This is a genomic window from Variovorax paradoxus (genome assembly GCF_024734665.1).
Lineage (GTDB): Bacteria > Pseudomonadota > Gammaproteobacteria > Burkholderiales > Burkholderiaceae_C > Variovorax.
Genome location: NZ_CP102931.1, coordinates 4630825 through 4645897, shown reverse-complemented (window position 1 = coordinate 4645897; position 15073 = coordinate 4630825). Strand labels below are relative to the sequence as shown.

Below are 15073 nucleotides of genomic sequence, written 5' to 3'. Positions count from 1 at the left end.
TACCCGCGCATGTCAGCGACCGAACGAACGGCCACCACCGCCACCGGAACGGTTGCCACCACCGTAGCCGCCACCACCCGAGCGACCGCCACCGCCGCCACCACCCCCCGAACGGTTGCCGCCGCCATAGCCACCACCGCCGCCACCACCCGGGCGACCGCGTCCGCGGCCGCCACCCATGTGGTCGACGCTGGTGCGCAACGGATCCGGCTGGCCGGCGCCGCCTGCGACTGCTTCGGCGCGCAGGTGCGCGACCTGGTTGGCTTGCGTCGGGCTGTGGCTGTTGCCGTGATGGCGCGGTTGGCGCTCGTCATGCGGCAGATGGCCTTGTTGGTGCTGCGGGGCATGGTGCGGCGTGCGTGCCGGACCTTGCGGGCCGCGGCCCTGCGGCGGGCGCGCGCCCTGGCCGCGCGGACCCTGGCCTTGACCCTGTCCGCCGCCGTTGCTGGCATTGCGGCCTTGACCGCCGCCGCCCTGGCCACCGCCACGACGTTGACCGCCGCCATTGCCGCCACCACCGCCACCGCCGTTGCCAGCACCCTGGCCGGCCTTGTTCTCGCGAATGCGTTGCAGCATCTCGGTGCGGGCGGCCTTGGCGGCTGCCTGCATCACGTCGCGGCTCGGCGGCCGGCCTGCGCCGCCCCAGATGGTCTGGCGGCCCATGGCGATGGGTTCGGCGCGTTCGCCTTCTTCAGGACCGAAGCCCTCGACGATCTGCACCGGAATCGTCTGCTTGGTGAAGCGTTCGATTTCCTGCATGAAGCCTTCTTCGTCCAGGCACACGAAGCTCACGGCCTCGCCGCTCGAGCCGGCGCGGCCGGTGCGGCCGATGCGGTGAACGTAGTCTTCGCTGACGTTCGGAATCTCGTAGTTCACGACGTGCGGCAGCTCGTCGATGTCGATGCCGCGGGCCGCGATGTCGGTGGCCACCAGCGCGCGGATGTCGCCGCTCTTGAAGCCGGCCAGCGCCTGCGTGCGCGCGCTCTGGCTCTTGTTGCCGTGCAGCGCCATCGCCTCGATGCCGTTCTTGGTCAGGAATTCGGCCACGCTGTTGGCGCCGAACTTGGTGCGCGTGAACACGAGCACCTGGCTCCACTTGTTCTCGTTGATGATGTGCGCGAGCAGCGCCTTCTTCTTGCCGCGGCCCACGGGGTGGATCACCTGGGTGATGCGCTGCACGGTGGTGTTGCGCGGCGTGACCTGGATGCTTTGCGGGTTCTTCAGCAGCGTGGCCGCGAGGTCGCGGATTTCGTCGCTGAAGGTGGCCGAGAACAGCAGGCTCTGCTTTTCCTTGGGCACCAGGGCCAGGATCTTCTTCACGTCGTGGATGAAGCCCATGTCGAGCATGCGGTCGGCTTCGTCCAGGATCAGCATCTGGACCTGGCTCAGGTCGAGCATGCCTTGCTGCTGCAGGTCGAGCAGGCGGCCGGGGGTGGCCACGAGGATGTCGACGCCCTTCTTGAGCTTGCTGATCTGCGGGTTCATGCCGACGCCGCCGAAGATCACGGTGGAGTCGAGTTGCAGGTACTTGCCGTAGGTGCGGACGGACTCTTCGACCTGGGCCGCGAGTTCGCGCGTGGGGGTCAGCACGAGGGCGCGGATGCCGGTGCCGCCGAACTTGTTGGTGGCGCTGCGGCTCATGCTGAGCTTGTGCAGCATCGGCAGCGTGAAGGCGGCCGTCTTGCCGGTGCCGGTCTGGGCGCCGCCGAGCAGGTCGTGGCCGTCGAGAACGGCGGGGATGGCTTGCGCCTGGATGGGGGTGGGGGTGTCGTAACCGTGCTCGTGCACAGCCTTCAAGATGGCGGGAGCCAGCTTCAGTTCATCAAAATTCATTGGAAACAATAAGCGCCATACACGGCGCAGTGGCATCGGCCCGCTTGGCGTCTTGTTGACGCCGAGCCAGTCAAGGCAGATGAAGGTCAGGGGTGGGAGCCGGAAAGTCCACCCTCGCAAAAGGGTTGAAATGGAGCTTTCTTCGTCCCCGGCAGAGAGCCGGTGTTGCGGGCAACTGGACCCGGCAACGGGGCCTATTGTCGCATGAGTCGATAATCAGTGGTTTGCCGCGCCTGAATGCCCGCATTCCGGCAGCCGCGCTTTCCCTGAATCCCCGCTACCCAAGGTAACTACCCACACATGGCTCAATACGTCTATTCGATGAACCGTGTCAGCAAGACCGTGCCGCCCAAGCGGCAGCTCTTGAAAGACATTTCGCTCTCTTTCTTCCCCGGCGCCAAGATCGGCGTGCTCGGCCTGAACGGCTCGGGCAAGTCCACGCTGCTCAAGATCATGGCGGGTGTGGACAAGGAGTTCGAGGGCGAGGCGCTGCCCATGCCGGGGATGACGATCGGCTATCTGGAGCAGGAACCCAAGCTCAACACCGAGCACACGGTGCGCGAGTCGGTCGAAGAGTCCATGGGCGCGGTGTTTGCGGCCAAGGCGCGCCTCGAAGAGGTGTACATCGCCTATGGTGCCGAAGACGCCGACTTCGACGCGCTGGCGGCCGAGCAGGCCCAGCTCGAAGCCATCATCGCCACCGCCGGCACCGATTCCGAACACCAGCTCGAAATTGCCGCTGACGCCCTGCGCCTGCCGGCCTGGGACGCCAAGATCGGCGTGCTGTCGGGCGGCGAAAAGCGCCGCGTGGCGCTGTGTCGCCTGCTGCTGAGCAAGCCCGACATGCTGCTGCTCGATGAGCCGACCAACCATTTGGACGCCGAATCTGTCGAATGGCTCGAAGTGTTCCTGCAGCGCTTCACGGGCACCGTGGTGGCCATCACCCACGATCGCTACTTCCTCGATAACGCGGCCGAGTGGATCCTGGAAATGGACCGTGGTCGCGGCATTCCCTGGAAGGGCAACTACAGCACCTGGCTCGAGCAGAAGGGCGAACGCCTGGCGCAGGAGCAGAAGAGCGAAGAAGCCCACGCCAAGGCGCTGAAGAAGGAACTGGAGTGGTCGCGCCAGAACCCGAAGGCACGCCAGGCCAAGAGCAAATCCCGCCTGGCCCGCTTCGAAGAGCTGAGCGACATGGAATACCAGAAGCGCAACGAAACGCAGGAGATCTTCATTCCGGTGGCGGAGCGGCTGGGTCAGCAGGTGTTCGAGTTCCACGGCGTCAGCAAGTCCTTCGGCGACCGCATGCTGATCGACAATCTGAGCTTCACCGTGCCGCCAGGCGCCATCGTCGGCATCATCGGCCCGAACGGCGCCGGCAAGTCGACGCTGTTCAAGCTGCTCGCGGGCAAGGAAAAGCCGGATTCGGGCGAGGTCGTCATCGGCCAGACCGTGAAGATGGCTTTCGTCGACCAGCACCGCGACGAGCTGGCCAACCAGAAGACCGTGTGGGAAGACATCTCGAACGGTCTCGACATCATCAACGTCGGCAAGTTCCAGATGGCCAGCCGCGCATATGCGGGCCGCTTCAACTTCAACGGCGCCGACCAGCAGAAGAAGGTCGGCACGCTGTCGGGCGGTGAACGCGGCCGCCTGCACCTGGCCAAGACGCTGATTGCGGGCGGTAACGTGCTGCTGCTTGACGAACCCTCGAACGACCTCGACGTGGAAACGCTGCGCGCGCTCGAAGACGCGCTGCTCGAATTCGCCGGCACGGTCATGGTGATCAGCCATGATCGCTGGTTCCTCGACCGTATCGCCACGCACATCCTGGCCGCCGAAGGCGACAGCCAGTGGACCTTCTTCGACGGCAACTACCAGGAGTACGAAGCCGACAAGAAGAAGCGCCTTGGCGAAGAAGGCGCCAAGCCCAAGCGCATGCGCTACAAGGCCCTGAAGTAAGCCTCAGGCGGCTTCGGTCGCTTCAGCAAGAGCGCGCGGTTCCGCAAGGGACTGCGCGCTTTTTTCATCGTCCGCTGCAAACACCTCGCGTGCGGCGAAGAGGCCGTTCAGTGCCGCCGGGAAGCCCGCGTACACCGCCATCTGCATGATGACCTCGAGCACCTCGTCGCGCGTCACGCCGACGTTCAGCGCAGCGTGGATGTGCACCTTCAACTGCGGCGCGGCATTGCCCATGGCAGTGAGCGCGGCCACGGTCGCGATCTCGCGGGAGCGCAGGTCGAGGCCGGGGCGCGAGTAGACGTCGCCGAACGGAAACTCGATCACCAGGCGGGCGAAGTCCGGCGCGATGCCGGCCAGGCTCTCAACCACCTTGACGCCGCCTTCACCGTCGATCTCTTGGAGCTTGGCCAGGCCACGCGTGTAGCGCAGGTTGTCGTTGTGGCCCTGGTTCTGTGTGTTCGTCATTGTTCGTCTTTCCTTCCCGGGCTTTGCCCGATAGAGGAGGACGCTTCTTCGTCTTCTCGACCTCGCGGTAGTGGTCGATCTTGAGCGACAGCGCCTGCATGGATTGCTGCAGCGTTGCCACCCGGGCCTGAACTTCGGCAAGGTGCTGTTCGAGCATCTCGCGCCGTTCGCCGACGCTGGCGTCCCCCTGGCTTCGAAGCCTGACGAAGGCCTGCATGCCCTGGATGGACATGCCGGTCTCGCGCAGGCGCAACAGGAAATCCAGCAAGTCCATGTCGGCGCTCGCATAGCGCCGCTGACCGCCCGGTGCACGCGGCACCGCGGCAATCAGCCCGATGCGTTCGTAGTAGCGCAGCGTGTAGGCCGTCAGGCCGGTTCGCTCTGCGACTTCCGCAATGGTCAGACTGGTTTCCATGGCGTTGATTCTCGAAATTAGAGCGCGCTCTAAGTCAAGCGCTTTGTCGAACTATTTTTGCGGGACGTTCAGGTCGGCACTCAGATCGGCATCCAGCCAGCCGCGCAGGCTGTTCACGAAGGCCAGCGCTTGCACCCGGGGTAGATCGTCCACCCGGACGACCGCTTCGGCAAGCTGGCCGCTGCGCACGCGGCCTGCGCGGCCGATGCCGTTCAGCAAGCCGCAGTGCAAGGGCGGCGTGACCCAGCGGCCGTCGAGCCGTAGGGCAATGTTGCCGCGCGTGCATTCGGTGATCTCGCCGTCGCGGTTCCAGAGCAGGGTGTCGAACACGCCCGGGGCGGGGGGTGCGAAGGCTTCGTAGTGGGCGCGGCGGGTGGTCTTGAAGCGGGTGAAGTCGCTTTGGGCCTCGTCGAATGCGCGCGCGGCGAGTTGCAGTTGCACGCGCGCGGGCGGCGCTTCCATAGCGAAGGCTTCGGCGCGGGGCGTGCCTTGCGCGTCGAGCAGCAGGCGCACGCGCCAAGTGCCGCTCGCGTGCTGTGCTTGAAGACGATGCAGGCACGCGGCGACGAGCGCTTCGTTCCACGCGTAGCCGAAATGCCGGGCGGCGTTTGCCATACGTGCGAGATGCGCTGGTGCATCGCGCAACTCGCCGTTTGCCAGCGCCAGTGTTTCGAGCAGCTCGAAAGGCGGATCAGCGGGTCGCTTCGCGTGCGACAGGAAGGCACGCTTGTGCCGCCACTCCTCCCACTCGGCATCGGCCCGCGCATCGGCCGTGATGCCGCTTCCGATGCCGCAACGCGCCTCGCCACCGCGCAGTGTCACGGTGCGGATCGGCACATTGAAAGTCGCATGCCCGCCGGGCTGCACCACGCCCACGGCGCCGCAGTACACACCGCGCGCCTCGGGCTCCAGCTCGCGGATCATGCGCATCGCGCTGACCTTGGGCGCTCCGGTGATCGAGCCGCACGGAAACAGCGCCCCGAACACGTCGGCCAGCGCGGTGCCCTCGCGCACGAGGGCTTCGACATCCGACGTCATCTGCCACACCGTCGGCAGCGCCTCGGTGTGGAACAGCCGCGGCACACGGACCGAGAAAGGCCGGGCGACGCGCGAGAGATCGTTGCGGATCAGGTCCACGATCATGACGTTCTCGGCCCGCTCCTTCGGCACGGTGCGCAGCCGCTGCGCCAGCGCCTCGTCTTCGGCGGGCGTGGCGCCGCGCGGGGCTGTGCCTTTCATGGGGCGCGTCAGGATGCGATCGCCGTGCCAGTCGAAGAAGAGTTCGGGCGACACCGACAGCACCTGCTCTTCGCCGGTGTCGATGAAGGCGGTGTAGCCGTCGGGCTGCGCCTGCCGCAGCGCAAGAAACCAGTCGCGCGCATCGCCATGAAAGCCGGCATGCAACGGGGCGGTGTAGTTGAGTTGGTAGAGCTCGCCGTTCGCAATTGCGCAGTGGATGGCCTGCATGCGCTGGTCGAAATCGGCGCGCGAGAGGCTGTCTTGCCAATCCACCGTGGGCACCGGCGAAGCATCGCTTCGGGCTTCCGGCCAGGGCTGCGCTTCGTCATGAACGCCGAACCAGGCCAACGGCCCGTCCGCTACATGCACCGCGAATGCGGGATCGAAGGCCGCCGCAGCCTCGTAGCGCAGATACCCCACGCACCAGCGCCCCTCACGCGCCATCGCCTCGACGGCTTCGAGTGCGGGCCGCACTTCGGCAGCCTCGCGCGCCACCAGCACGCGCGACGGCGCACCGAAAGACAGGCGCAGCCGGCATGCACCTTCGCCGTGCGGCTGTGCGAAATCGATCAGCGTGCGCAAGGTCGAATGCAGGGCGCCATCAGGCGGCATCGTTCGCCGCGGTCGTCGGTCCGGCCCCGCCGCCCGCACTGCCGCTTTGTGGCGCACGGGCCAGCACCCGCTTGCGCACCGCATAGATGTTGTTGCGCAGCGCATAGAGCTCGTCGGCATACGACAGCGGCACCGCTACTTTGTTGACCGTGCGGTCGAGCTGGTCGAGGTCTTCGAGCAGGGACTTCTGTTCGGCCTCTTTCACTTCGGTCTTTGCATCGACCTTGGCCTCGATATCGCGCAGCCGCGCATACCAGCGGAACACGCGCCGGCGCACGCGGAACTGGTACAGCGGCGGCACCACGCGGCTCAGCGGCAGCATCAGCACCAGCAGGCCGCCCAGCACCAGCCACATGCGCTCGACCAGGTTGCTGGCCCAGAAGGGCAGGTAGCGCTGCCAGATCGGCGGCGTGCCGTTGATGGCGCGGTCGCCTTCGGGGCTCACCGGTAGTTCGCTGGTGCGGGTGTTGGGAAAGTCGCGCGCCCGGTTGAACCAGCCGGCGCCGCTGTGCACCGATTGCGCCGCCTGCGCGAACAGCTGGCGCAGGGCCGGATGGGTCTCGTCGCGCGACAGCAGCGAGGTGGTGGCAGCGAGCAGCGCCACGTCGTGCGGCGGCAGGTCTTTCGACAGGTCGACCACACCGCGCGGCAGCGTCACCGCCGAGAGAAACGGAAAGCGCCGCGAGTAGGCGTCGGCCTGGCCGAAGTCCATGAGCTTGATGTCGTCCGAACGCAGCAGCCGTTGCACCTGCGGCGATTGCGGCGCGGAAGACAGCACGATGGCATCGAGAAGGCCGGCCTGCAGCGCCTCGGCGGCCGACGCCTGTTCGAGGTTCGACAGCAGCAGGTCTTCGGGGCCGAGCCTGTTGGCCTTGAGCAGGCGCTCCATGATGTCTGGAAGCCCGCTGCCCTGCAGGTCAATGTTCACGCGCAGGCCGCGCAATTGGGCAAGGGTGGTCAGAGTGCCGGTCTTGCGGTCGATCTTCTGCGCCGAGTCGGCACGGTAGAAGAGCCAGATCGGCTCGTAGAACAGGCTGCCGAGCGAGGTGAGGCCGGCCTCTTCGTCGGCCACCGGGTCGGCGCTGCCACCGCGCACGAAAGCCACGTCGGCCCCGCCGGTGCGCAGCAGCTGCAGGTTCTCGGTCGAGCCCGAGGTGGGCTTGAGTTCCACCTCGATGCCGCTGTGCTTGAGCGCTTCGGCATAGCGCTTGCCGAACTGCGCATAGGCGCTGCCCGTGGGGCCGGTGGCCAGCGTCACGTGCTTGGGCGGCTGCGGCTGGAGCCACCAGTAGGCGGCGATCAGCAGGCCGATGACGATGAAAATGATCGGCCCTGCCGAGGCGATCAGGTCGCGGATCGACAGCAGGATCAGCTTCAGGGTTCTGGGGAACGCCATGATGGTCTTCTCGTGTTCAGCCACGCGCTGCGGCGAGATCCGCCGCGCAGGGAATGTGCAGCTCGCCCACCGTCACCGTGCGCGCCGCATGCACCGCGCGCAGCGTGGCGATGGCCACCGCCTCGGCGGCCATGGTGCTGAGCACCGTCATGCCGGGAGCGTTGCCTTCCAGCGGCACGCGGCCGGTGGCCAGCGCGAACAGCGTGTCGCCGTCGCTCATGGTGTGCACCGGGTTGATGGCGCGCGCCAGCCCGTCGTGCGCGACCATGGCGAGCCGGTTGGCCTGCACCTTGGTCAGCACCGCGTCGGTTGCGATCACGCCGATGGTGGTGTTGGTGCCCGCCAGTAGCGGCTTGGGGCTGTCGCCGCGCAGCAGGGCGCGGCGGGTGTCGAGCAGCGCCTTGCCGTCTTCGGTGCGCGCGCCGGCCACGGGCTGACCGGTGTTGTGGTCGATCACGTCGCCCAGCGAGTTCACCGCAATCAGTGCGCCCACCGTGACGCCGCCGACCGTGACCGATGCGGTGCCGATGCCGCCCTTCATCGCGCGCTGCACTCCGAAGAGCTTGCCTACCAGCGCGCCGGTGCCGGCGCCCACGTTGCCTTCGGCGGGCGCCGAGGTGCTCGCGGCCTCGCAGGCGGCATAGCCGGCCGCGGCGTCGGGGCGGATGCGTGCGTCGCCCATGGGCAGGTCGAACAGCACGGCGGCCGGCACGATGGGCAGCGTGCCGAAGCGCACGTCCATGCCGATGTTGCGTTCTTCCATCCAGCGCATCGCGCCGTCGGCCGCCGCCAGGCCCCAGGCGCTGCCGCCCGCGAGCATCACGGCGTGCACCTGTTGCACGAGGTTGCCGGGTGCGAGCAGGTCGGTCTCGCGCGTGCCGGGTGCGGCGCCGCGCACGTCCACGCCGGCCACGGCGCCGTCGCGCGCCATGACAACGGTGCAGCCGGTGGGGCGGCGGGTGTCGGAGAAGTGGCCGACCTCGATGCCGGCGACGTCGGTGATGGAACCGGCGGATTGAGTGGGGGTGGAAGACGGGGCAGACATGGCGGCCGATTATGAGACCGCACCCTCTACGATCCCCACCATGACAGTTGCAAGAAGTTTCTCCCCCGACGGCGGCCGCCGTCATGTCGTGGTGATCGGCGCGGGCGCGGTGGGCAGCGCCACCGCCATCGAAGCCCTGCGCGCGGGCCTGCGCGTGACGGTGGTGGAGCCCGGCGAGCCGGGCGGTCCGCATGCCACGAGCTACGGCAACGCCGGCTGGCTGTCGTCGCACTCCGTGGTGCCGCCCGCACTGCCGGGGGCCTGGCGCAAGGTGCCGGGCTGGCTGGCCGACCCGCTCGGGCCGCTCGCCTTGCGCTGGCGCTACCTGCCGCGCGCCCTGCCATGGCTGCTGCGCTATCTGGCCTCGGGCTGGACCGAGGCGCGCGTGCAGCGTACAGCCGATGCCCTGCGCACGCTGCTGGCCGACGCGCCCGCGCTGCATGCGCAACTGGCCGCCGAGGCTGGCGTGCCGCAGTTCATCGAGCGGCGCGGGCTGCTGCACGCCTACCGTTCGCGCGCAGAGTTCGATGGCGATGCGCTGGGCTGGCGCGTGCGCCGGCGCGTCGGCGTCCAGTGGGAGGAATGGCCGGAAGATGAACTGCGCCGCCGCGAGCCCGATCTGGCAGCGCGCTACACGCTCGGCATCTTCGTGCCCGAAGCCGGGCACTGCCGCAATCCGGGCGCCTACGTGGCGGCCCTGGCGCGGCATGCAGTCGATGCGGGTGCCGAACGCGTCGCCGCCCGCGCGACGGGTTTTCGCATCGAGGGCGGCCGTCTGCGCGCGGTGCAAACGGAGGCCGGCGAAATCGCCTGCGACGGCGCCGCCATCTGCGCCGGTGCCCGCTCAGGTCCGCTGGCCGCAGCGGCCGGCTCCGCGGTGCCGCTGGAGTCGGAGCGCGGCTACCACGTGGTCGTCGAAGACGCCACGGCCGGCCCGCGCACGCCGACCATGGTGGCCGACGGCAAGCTCATCGCGCACTGGATGGACGGCGGCCTGCGCGCGGCAGGGCAGGTCGAGATCGCGGGCCTCGAAGCGGCGCCCGACTGGCGCCGCGCCGAAATCCTGTACGAGCATCTGCAATCGATGTTTCCGTCGCTTGCACGGCCCGCGCCGGGCGCGCCTTCCGTGAAGCATTGGCTCGGACACCGCCCGAGCCTGCCCGACGGGCTGCCCTGCATCGGCCCGTCAGGTGCCAGCGCCGACATCGTGCTGGCCTTCGGGCATGGCCACGTCGGCCTGTGCGGCTCGGCGCGCACGGGGAGGCTGGCGGCGCAGCTGCTCGCGGGAGTTGCTGCGGAGATACCGTTGGCGCCTTTCGATCCGGGGCGCTTCCAGTCCTAGAGTTCGCCGCGCTCCAGTTCCGCAAGACGCACGCAGACGAAGCTCAGTTCGCCGGAGCTATCGACAGCACCGTGAGTGCGCCGTCGACCTTGTCGGCCGTGAACTGCACCTTGTCGCCGGGCTTCACCTTCGTGAGCAACGCGGGGTCGCTCACGCGGAAGACCATCGTCATGCCCGTCATCTCGAGGTTGGGAATATCGCCGTGCTTCAGCGTGATCTTCTTCGCGTCGGTGTCGACCTTGCGGACCTCGCCTTCGACGGTTGGCAAGGCGGCCTGCGCGAAGGCGGATGCAGCGAGCAGGGCGGCAGAGAGTGCGGTGAACAGTTTCTTCATGATGAGTTTGCTTTCCTCGGCAATTGGTTGATTCAGCGATAGCTTTGATAGATGCGCGTGCTGCCGTCGGCCAGCACCAGCAGCACGTCGTAGGGATCGCGCTGGTCGCCATAGGAGGGGCCATCCATGCCTGGCGAGCCGACCGGCATGCCGGGCACGGCGAGGCCGATGGCCTTGGGCTTTTCCTTGAGCAGCCGTTGCACCTCGCGCGCCGGCACATGGCCTTCGATGGCGTAGCCTCCGACGAGGCCCGTGTGGCACGAGCCCAGCTTGGCGGGCACGCCCAGGCGGGTGCGCGCGGCAGCGTTGCCTTCGTCGTGCACGCGCGTGGCAAAGCCGCTCTTGTTGAGATGCTTGACCCAGTCCTGGCAGCAGCCGCAGTTCGGGTCTTTCCAGATCTCGACCATCGGCGCCGCAGCCATCGCAGTGAAAGGCACGGCAGTGGAAGCCAGTGCCAGCAGCAGGTTTCTTCGTTGCATGGGTTCTCCTTCAGGATTTGCCGGCGGCAGGCAGCACGCGGATTCGACCGGCCATGCCGAGTTCGTAGTGGTCTTTCACGAGGCAGGCGAAGTCGAAATCGCCGGCGCGGTTGAAGGTCCAGACCATGTCGCCGGTCTTGCCGGCGGGCACGTGCACCATCCACGGGTCGTCGTGTTCCATGTCCGGGAACTTCTTCATCATGGCCGCGTGAGCCTCGATCTCGGCGGTGGTGCCGAGCACGAGTTCGTGCAGTTCCTTGCCACGGTTCTTCAGGCGCAGGCGGATGGTGTCGCCTTCGCGCACTTCGATGACCGAGGGCGTGAAGGTCATGTCGTCGGCCATCGCGATGTCGATGGTTCGCTTCACCGCGCTGGCTTTGCCCGCGATGCCCCAGGCTTTCTGCTCAGGCGCGAGCGCGGCGGCGCCTTTGGGCTTGGGGCCGTTGTGGGCCTCGTGGGCCAGCGAAGCAGTGGAGGCGGCCGCGAGCACGAGGCCCGCGGCGATGGACTTGATGAGTGTCTTGTTCATGAGTTGAGCTCCAGAGAGGAAGGGGTAAAGGAATCAGTGGTTGTGTGCGCCAGACCCGGAGGGCTTGCGCACGGTTGCGTCGGGGCTGCTGTTCTTCATCGACGGCGCGGGTGTTTCCTTGCGCGTGGCCGGTGGCATGTTCGCGTTCGGTACTTCGCGCGCGACGGTGCCAGGCGGGTGCTTGAACCACCCCGGGTCGCGATAGTCGCCAGGCTTCTGGTCGCGCCGCACCTTCAGCAGCGTGAACATGCCGCCCATCTCGGCCGATCCGAAGGGGCCGGTGCCCGTCATCATCGGCACGGTGTTGTCGGGAATGGGCATTTCCATTTCGCCCATGTCCGCCATGCCCTTGTCTCCCATCACCATGTAGTCGGGCACGAGCTTGCGGATCTTCTCGGCCACGCCCTTGTGGTCCACGCCGATCATGGTCGGCACGTCGTGGCCCATCGGCCCCATGGTGTGGTGCGCCTTGTGACAGTGCAGCGACCAGTCGCCTTCCTCGTCGGCGATGAATTCCATCTGCCGCATCTGGCCTACCGCGACATCCACCGACACCTCCGGCCAGCGCGCGGTGCGCGGCACGGGGCCGCCGTCGGTGCCGGTCACTTCGAACTCGTGGCCGTGGATGTGAATGGGGTGGTTGGTCATCGTGAGGTTGCCCACGCGAATGCGCACGCGGTCGCCCTTGCGCACGTTCAGCGTGTCGATGGCCGGGAACACGCGGCTGTTGAAGCTCCAGATGTTGAAGTCGGTCATGGTGTTGACCTTGGGCGTGGCGCTGCCGGGCTCCACGTCGAAGCTGCCGAGCAGGAAGCAGAAGTCGCGCTGCACCGGGTCGATGAGTGGATGGCTCTCTTTCGGATGCGTGACCCAGAAGCCCATCATCCCCATCGCCATCTGCACCATCTCGTCGGCATGTGGGTGGTACATGAAGGTGCCGGGCCGGCGCGCGGTGAACTCGTAGACGAAGGTCTTGCCCGGCGGAATGTGCGGCTGCGTGATGCCGCCCACGCCGTCCATGCCGTTGGGCAGGCGCTGGCCGTGCCAGTGCACGGTGGTGTGCTCGGGCAGCCGGTTGGTCACGAAGATGCGCAGGCGGTCGCCCTCGACCACCTCGATGGTTGGGCCGGGCGACTGGCCGTTGTAGCCCCACATGTTGACCTTGAAGCCGGGCGCCATCTCGCGCACCACGGGCTCGGCGACCAGGTGGAACTCCTTGACGCCTGCGTTCATGCGCCAGGGCAGCGTCCAGCCGTTGAGCGTGACGACGGGGTTGTAGGGGCGCCCGTTCGGCGGCACAAGTGGCGCCGCCGTGGCGGTGGAGCCTTGCGAAACGGGTTCGGGCAGGGCGGCCATGGCCACGCGGCTCACGGACGTGGCGGCGACAGCGGTGGCTGCGCCTGCGAAGAAGTTGCGACGGTTCATTTCAATGGCCTCCCGTGGCGGGGGCGTCACTGGCCGACGCGGTCTGCGCAGCCGTCATTCCACCGGGCGAGCTGCCCGTGAGCACCAGCTGCAGATCGGTGTCCGCCAGCCAGAAATCGCGCTGCGCCTCGATGCCGGCGTTCACGGCGAGCATGCTGGCGCGCGTTTCGCCGAGCAGTTCCCACACGCTGGCGAGCATGCCGTTGTAGCGAAGGACCATCTCTTCGTTGACCTTTTTGCGCAGCGGCAGCACTTCGTCGCGGTAGCGGCGGGCAATGGCGTAGGCGGTGTTCCAGCCTTGCCACGCTTCGCGCGCCTCGCTCGCGGCGAGCACGCCCACGTCGCGCACGCGGGCGGCCGACTGCAGGTATTGCGCCTCGGCGCGGCCGTTGCGGGCCTGGCCCCAGTCGAAGATCGGAATGGGCAGGTCGAGTTCGAAACCGCGCTTGGTCTTTTTCGTGCGGTCGGCATCGTTGTCGAAGGTGGTGTTGCGCACTACGCCGAGCTCCATCGCGTTGATCACGCTGGTGGCCCGCGTCAGGCCGAGCGAGCCGGCCACGGCGGTGTTCTGCGCTTGCGCCGAACGCACGTCGAGACGGTCGCGCAGCGCCAGCGCCTGCACGTCGCCCAGTTCGGGCGCGGCTTGCGGCAGCGGTGGCAGGCGGTCGGGCAGGGTGTAGCTGGCGCGAGCGCCGCTCAGGCCCATCAGGCGCGTGAGCTGCTCGCGGCTCGCGACAGCCGCCTGTTCGGCACGCGCGAGCTGCGCGGACGCATCGGCCAGCAGCAGTTGTTCGCGCGTGCGCTGCAGCGCGCTCCAGTTGCCGACCTGGGCCATGCGATGCGCGAGCTCGGCGCCGGCTTCGGCTGCTTCCTTTGCATCGCGCAGGTAGACAACGCTCTGCTGCGCTGCCACCGCGCGCACCCAGGCGCGGCGGGTGTCGGCGGCCAGCATCAGCACGCTCTGCGCAGCCTGCAGCTTGGCCGCCTCGTGCCGTTGGCCAGCCCATCGGGCCTGCCATGGCAGCGTGACCAGGCCCACCACGTTGAAGCTGAGCATCCGCTCGAACTCGCGCTCACTGCCCTGCGCCAGACGGCTGAAGGAAAGCACCGGGTTCGGCAGGCTCGCGGCCTGCACACGGTCGGCGTCGCTCAGTTGCAGGGTGGCGAAGGCGTCTTGCACTCGCGGGCCGTTGATGAGCGCGATGCGCACCGCGGCTTCGACGTCCAGCGGCTTGGCGAGCAGGGCATCGACGCTCTTTTGCGAAGCCTCGTCTGGCGCGCGCTGGGCTGTGGTGCCCGCCATCAGCGGGTTGCCGTTGACCAGCGCCTGCACGTCGGCAGAGCCTCCGTCGGGCGAGAGGCTGGCGCAGCCGGCCAGTATCAGGACGCTTGCGAATGCAGCGGCGCGTTTGAGCGGCGTGCTACTTCTTCGATAGCAAAGGGGGCCGGCAAGCTGCCGGCGAACAATGGGGTTCACGCTCGATCTCCATGAGCAATACGACGGACGCCGCGAGCCGGAAAGGGCTCACTGCGGACGGACTACGGGCAGGGAGATCAGGAAATGGGCGGCTTCAGGCCCTGTGCGGGCTCTGCGCTTGCGAAGCGGGCTGCGTGTGCCGCAGGCGGCGCCTGGGGTGCGCTGTGCACGATGTCGACGAGGGGCATGCCGCCAAGGGCCACCGTGTGGCAGACTTGGCAGGCGGTGCAGGTGCCGCAGCCTTGATGGCCAGTGCCGTCGTTGCTGCTGTGGTTGTCATGCGAACCGGCGTGGTCTGCCATGTCCATCTGCATGTTCATGCTGTTGCCGTCATCCATCGCCTCGTGGCAATGGGCTTCAGCAGCCGCAGTCGCCATGGACACGGCCGCCTCAGCCGCCGGCAGCGAATGCCGCACCATCTCGACCGCCATGGCATCGCCGAGCCAGCCGCGGATGGGCAGCAGGGCGATCATGAGGGCGAGCAGCAGGGTGCGCATGGGGCGGGATGATAAACCTGTGC

At 67.7% G+C, this 15073-nt stretch carries 14 protein-coding genes; 2 read left to right on the top strand and 12 right to left on the bottom strand.

Going from position 1 to position 15073, the window contains the following annotated elements:
• Positions 1-12: 12 nt before the first annotated feature.
• Positions 13-1833: a DEAD/DEAH box helicase gene (locus NWF24_RS21990; RefSeq protein WP_258350386.1), complete on the bottom strand. Its 1821-nt coding sequence runs from the start codon at positions 1831-1833 to the stop codon at positions 13-15.
• Positions 1834-2133: 300 nt separating this feature from the next.
• On the opposite strand from NWF24_RS21990, the gene ettA reads away from it, so the two are divergent.
• Positions 2134-3795 (top strand): energy-dependent translational throttle protein EttA, encoded by a 1662-nt coding sequence (gene ettA / locus NWF24_RS21985; RefSeq protein ID WP_093058280.1) that lies wholly within the window; start codon positions 2134-2136, stop codon positions 3793-3795.
• A gap of 3 nt (positions 3796-3798) precedes the next feature.
• On the opposite strand, the gene NWF24_RS21980 is transcribed toward ettA, so the two are convergent.
• Genes NWF24_RS21980 through NWF24_RS21960 form a run of 5 tightly spaced genes read right to left on the bottom strand, consistent with a single transcriptional unit; the run spans position 3799 to position 8967 of the window.
• Positions 3799-4260 (bottom strand): carboxymuconolactone decarboxylase family protein, encoded by a 462-nt coding sequence (locus NWF24_RS21980; RefSeq protein ID WP_258350385.1) that lies wholly within the window; start codon positions 4258-4260, stop codon positions 3799-3801.
• Positions 4178-4675, bottom strand: a complete 498-nt coding sequence (locus tag NWF24_RS21975) for a MerR family transcriptional regulator (protein ID WP_258350384.1) — start codon at positions 4673-4675, stop codon at positions 4178-4180. Before NWF24_RS21975 ends, NWF24_RS21980 begins: the two co-directional genes overlap by 83 nt.
• Before the next feature lie 51 nt (positions 4676-4726).
• Positions 4727-6526 carry an aminodeoxychorismate synthase component I gene (gene pabB, locus NWF24_RS21970; RefSeq protein WP_258350383.1) on the bottom strand — a complete coding sequence of 600 codons (1800 nt, stop codon included), beginning with the start codon at positions 6524-6526 and terminating at the stop codon, positions 4727-4729.
• Positions 6516-7922 (bottom strand): TAXI family TRAP transporter solute-binding subunit, encoded by a 1407-nt coding sequence (locus tag NWF24_RS21965; protein WP_258350381.1) that lies wholly within the window; start codon positions 7920-7922, stop codon positions 6516-6518. The genes pabB and NWF24_RS21965 overlap by 11 nt, the downstream gene beginning before the upstream one ends.
• Before the next feature lie 16 nt (positions 7923-7938).
• On the bottom strand, positions 7939-8967 hold the full coding sequence (locus NWF24_RS21960) for a P1 family peptidase (protein WP_258350380.1): 1029 nt from the start codon (positions 8965-8967) through the stop codon (positions 7939-7941).
• A 40-nt stretch (positions 8968-9007) separates the two neighbouring features.
• Here NWF24_RS21960 and NWF24_RS21955 point away from each other — a divergent pair, with 40 nt between their 5' ends.
• On the top strand, positions 9008-10309 hold the full coding sequence (locus NWF24_RS21955) for an NAD(P)/FAD-dependent oxidoreductase (RefSeq protein ID WP_258350379.1): 1302 nt from the start codon (positions 9008-9010) through the stop codon (positions 10307-10309).
• A 43-nt stretch (positions 10310-10352) separates the two neighbouring features.
• On the opposite strand, the gene NWF24_RS21950 is transcribed toward NWF24_RS21955, so the two are convergent.
• The 6 genes from NWF24_RS21950 to NWF24_RS21925 all read right to left on the bottom strand — a co-directional run bounded on the left by NWF24_RS21950 (position 10353) and on the right by NWF24_RS21925 (position 15050).
• Positions 10353-10643 carry a copper-binding protein gene (locus NWF24_RS21950; RefSeq protein ID WP_258350378.1) on the bottom strand — a complete coding sequence of 97 codons (291 nt, stop codon included), beginning with the start codon at positions 10641-10643 and terminating at the stop codon, positions 10353-10355.
• Positions 10644-10675: 32 nt separating this feature from the next.
• A complete protein-coding gene (locus NWF24_RS21945) occupies positions 10676-11122 on the bottom strand; it encodes a DUF411 domain-containing protein (protein WP_258350377.1) in 447 nt (148 codons plus the stop codon).
• Positions 11123-11132: 10 nt separating this feature from the next.
• Positions 11133-11651, bottom strand: a complete 519-nt coding sequence (locus NWF24_RS21940; RefSeq protein ID WP_258350376.1) for a cupredoxin domain-containing protein — start codon at positions 11649-11651, stop codon at positions 11133-11135.
• A 33-nt stretch (positions 11652-11684) separates the two neighbouring features.
• Entirely contained in the window at positions 11685-13076 is a 1392-nt protein-coding gene (locus NWF24_RS21935) for a multicopper oxidase family protein (RefSeq protein ID WP_258350375.1), read from the bottom strand.
• Between the two features lies 1 nt (position 13077).
• Positions 13078-14553 carry a TolC family protein gene (locus NWF24_RS21930; RefSeq protein ID WP_258350374.1) on the bottom strand — a complete coding sequence of 492 codons (1476 nt, stop codon included), beginning with the start codon at positions 14551-14553 and terminating at the stop codon, positions 13078-13080.
• Between the two features lie 77 nt (positions 14554-14630).
• Positions 14631-15050 carry a hypothetical protein gene (locus NWF24_RS21925; RefSeq protein WP_258350373.1) on the bottom strand — a complete coding sequence of 140 codons (420 nt, stop codon included), beginning with the start codon at positions 15048-15050 and terminating at the stop codon, positions 14631-14633.
• Between the last annotated feature and the right edge of the window lie 23 nt (positions 15051-15073).